The sequence below is a fragment of the Caballeronia sp. dw_276 genome, assembly GCF_018449635.1.
GTDB lineage: Bacteria > Pseudomonadota > Gammaproteobacteria > Burkholderiales > Burkholderiaceae > Caballeronia.
Genome location: NZ_JAAVUV010000054.1, coordinates 1 through 1141 on the forward strand (window position 1 = coordinate 1; position 1141 = coordinate 1141).

Sequence of the window (1141 nt, forward strand, 5' to 3'; positions counted from 1 at the left end):
GGTTTGCGCGCAAGCGGTCGGACGCCTCGACGATTTCAAGGCTCAAGTCGAATCTGCTCGTCGTTTCCGCGTCCGTCCGGCTCTCCACGCCGTCGATCCGTAATCCCGGCAGGTTCATATCGCCGAGCGGCGCGTTTTGCAGGGCGAGCACCACCTGGAACAGCGGCGTATGGCCGAGGCTGCGTTCCGGTTGCAGGACTTCCACCAGCTGCTCGAACGGAACATCCTGATGCGCGTATGCATTCAGCGTGGTTTCACGCGTGCGTGCGAGCAGTGTGTCGAACGACTCCTGGGCGCCGACCCTCTGGCGCAGCACAAGCGTGTTGAAGAAAATGCCGATCAGGTCTTCCGTCTGCGACTGCTGACGGTTCGCGATCGGTGTACCGATGCAGACCTCTTCCTGCCCTGCATGGCGAGCCAGCAGCACGCCGAACGCCGTCGCCAGCGTCATAAACAGCGTGCCTTGCGCCTGCCGCGCGAGAGCGTGCAGGCCTGCTGTGGTCGCGGCGTCGATGTCGAAGCGGTGTACCGCGCCCCGATGGCGCTGCATGGCCGGCCGCGGCCGGTCGGTCGGCAGCGTCAGCAACGCGGGCGCACCCGCCAGTTGCGTGCGCCAGAAGCCGATCTGCTCGTCGATCACCGCGCCCGTCAGCCACGTCCGTTGCCAGTGGGCATAATCCGCGTATTGCACCGACAGTTCCGCCAGCGGCGACGCTTCGCCGCGCGAGAACGCCTCGTAAAGCGCGACCACCTCGCGTACCAGCACGCCGATCGACCAGCCGTCGGAGACGATGTGATGCAGCGTCAGCGCGACGACATGTTCGTCGGCGGCCACGCGGAACAGCCGCGCACGGATCAACGGACCGTTTTCCAGATCGAACGACGCCGAGGCCTCCGCGGCCAGGCGCTCGTGCAGCCAGGCCGTGCCGGCGTCGACGTCATGAGCCGACGTCGGCAGTGCCTCCACGGGCACCACGAAAACGGAGGCAGGCTGCACCCGCTGTACCGGGATGCCGTCGACGGCAGGGAAACAGGTCCGCAGCGCCTCGTGACGCCGCACGATCTCCCCCAGCGTCCGCTCGAGCGCGTCGGCATCGAGGGAACCGGTCAGGCGCAGCGCGATCGGCACATGAAAAAAAGT

Annotated in this window: 1 protein-coding gene; it reads right to left on the reverse strand. The window is 66.6% G+C overall.

Annotation, left to right across the window (positions count from 1 at the left end; all coding sequences use genetic code 11):
* On the reverse strand, positions 1-1141 hold a 1141-nt coding region (locus HB633_RS30575; RefSeq protein ID WP_255581309.1), incomplete at both ends, for a condensation domain-containing protein.